At 67.1% G+C, this 2,520-nt stretch carries 1 protein-coding gene; it reads right to left on the reverse strand.

Features of this window, described 5'->3' with window-relative positions:
- Window positions 1-2,509, reverse strand: a 2,509-nt coding sequence (locus LC490_RS24160) for a non-ribosomal peptide synthetase (protein WP_223621886.1), incomplete at its 3' end; no start/stop codon positions are given.
- Between the last annotated feature and the right edge of the window lie 11 nt (window positions 2,510-2,520).

Below are 2,520 nucleotides of genomic sequence, written 5' to 3' on the forward strand. Positions count from 1 at the left end.
CGCGCAGCGCGAAGCCCTGCGCCGGTCGGATCTTCTGTACCGGCTCGCCGTCGATCTCGTCGAACGTCGTGCGCAGCGACTCATGGCGTTCCACCAGCCGGTCCAGCGCGCACCGCAATGCGGATTGATCCAGGGCCCCCCTCAAGCGCAGGCCCGCCGGCATGTGATACGCCGCGCTCACGCCATCGAGCTGCGACAGGAACCACAGCCGTTGCTGTGCGAACGACAAGGCGCTGCGCTCGGTATCGCTCGCCCGCTCGATGGCCGGCCGCCGGCTGCTCTCCATCCGCCGAAGACGCTGCGCGAAGTCCGACAACCGCGAGGCCGCGAACAGCTCCGTCAGCGGCACTTCGACGGACAACTGCTGCCGCACCCGCGACACCGCCTGCACCGCCAGCAGCGAATGCCCACCGAGTTCGAAGAAGTCGTCGTGTCGGCCGACCTGCTCCAACCGCAACAACTCACACCAGATCGACGCCAGCGTCGTCTCGACCTCGCCTTGCGGCGGCTCGTAGGCACGCTGCGTATACGCCTGCCCATCCGGCGCCGGCAGCGCGCTGCGATCCAGCTTGCCGCTCGGCGTCAGCGGCCATTGCGCCAAATGCACGTACGCCGCCGGCACCATGTAGTCCGGCAGCGCCTGCTGCAACGCCATGCGCAGCGACTGCGCGCTCAACGCCGCTTCGGCCAGGTAGTACGCGATCAGGCGCTTGTCGCCCGGCACGTCCTCGCGTGCCAGCACCACCGCCTCGCGCACCCCCGGCTGCACCACCAGCCGCGACTCGATCTCGCCCAGCTCGATCCGGAAGCCCCGCACCTTGACCTGGAAATCGTTACGACCCAGGAACTCGATCGTACCGTCCGGCAACCAGCGGCCCAGGTCGCCCGAGCGATACATCCGCGCCTCGGGCGCCGCACTGAACGGATCGCGCACGAAACGCTCCGCCGTCAGCTCCGGCCGGTTCAGATAACCACGCGCAACCCCCACGCCGCCGATGTACAGCTCGCCCGCCACGCCGATCGGCACCGGGCGCAGCATGCGATCGAGCAGATAGGTCTGCTTGTGCGCGAAGTGCTGCCCGATGCAATGCGCCGGTCCATCGCCGCTGTCGGCGCGATGATAGGTACTGACGATCGCCGTTTCGGTAGGACCGTACAGCTCGATGACGGATGCCGCAGGAAAGCTCGCGTGCAATTTCTGTACGAGCCGGCGCGATACCGGCTCGCCACCGACGAGCAGGACCCGCAGATTGGGATAGCGCACTGCCGCATCGCCGCCCAGCTCGGCCAGCCACGTCTCCATCAAGCTTGGAACAGCATGGAAGAACGTGGCGGACTTGGTCCGCTCGATCAGTGTATCGACATGGCGGGATACATGGGCCTGCAGCAACAACGTCATGCCGCCGTTCACAAGCGGCATCAATTGCTCGAGCAGCGAGATATCAAACGCCGGCGATGCGATGTTCGGCAGGCAGTCGCTTGCTTCGAATCCCAGCGCCTGTCCGACCGCGACCAGCGTGCTGGACAACTGGCGATGCTCCACCATCACCCCCTTGGGCTGGCCGGTGGAGCCGGAGGTGTAGATCACGTACGCCAGATGCTCGCTCGACAACGTCCCGCGGACCGGATCGTCTGCCGGCGCGTCCTGCCACGGCGTCCGATCCGCATCCAGCGTCAGCACCGGGATACCCGCCGGCCATGCCAGCAAGGTCTGCAGCGACTGCTGGGTCAGCACCGCCACCGGCGCGCTGTCCTCCAGCATGTACGCCAACCGATCGGCCGGATAGCCCGGATCCAGCGGCACATACGCACCGCCCGCCTTCAGCACCGCCAGCAGCCCCACCACCATCGCCGGGTTGCGCTCGACGCATAGGCCCACCCGGTCGTCCGGCTGCACCCCCAACGAACGCAGATAATGCGCCAGGCGATTGGCTTGGGCATTCAATTCCGCGTACGTCAGGCTCGCTTCGTCCTGCACCAGCGCGATCGCGTCCGGCGTCTTCGCCGCCTGCGCCTCGAACAGCTCGTGCACCAGCCGGTCGACCGGATACGGTGCGTCCGTGGCGTTCCACGTCTCCACCACCAACTGCCGCTCGGCCTCGGGCAGCAACCTCAGTGCCGACACCGGACGCTGCGTATCGGTCACCATCTCGCGCAGCAGCGTCCGCCAGCATTCGATATAGCGCTCGATCGTCGTCGCATCGAACAACGCGCTCGCGTACTCGATGCCGCCGGCGATCACCTCGCCCGCGTCCAGGAACGTCATCGACAGGTCCAGTCGCGCGGTCGTGTGTTCGCTGGCAGACAGCGATTCCACCGCCAGGCCCGGCAGCTGCAGCACGCCCTCCGACTCGGATGCGTTCTGCCAGTTGAACAGCACCTGGAACAGCGGACTGTGCGACAGGCTGCGCTCCGGACGCATCAACTCCACGACCTGCTCGAACGGCAGGTCCTGATGCTGCTGCGCCTGCACCGCCCGCGACTTCACCTGCGCCAGCAGCGAACCCACCGACTCCGCTG

Source organism: Lysobacter sp. ESA13C (genome assembly GCF_019970005.1).
Classification (GTDB): domain Bacteria; phylum Pseudomonadota; class Gammaproteobacteria; order Xanthomonadales; family Xanthomonadaceae; genus Lysobacter; species Lysobacter antibioticus_B.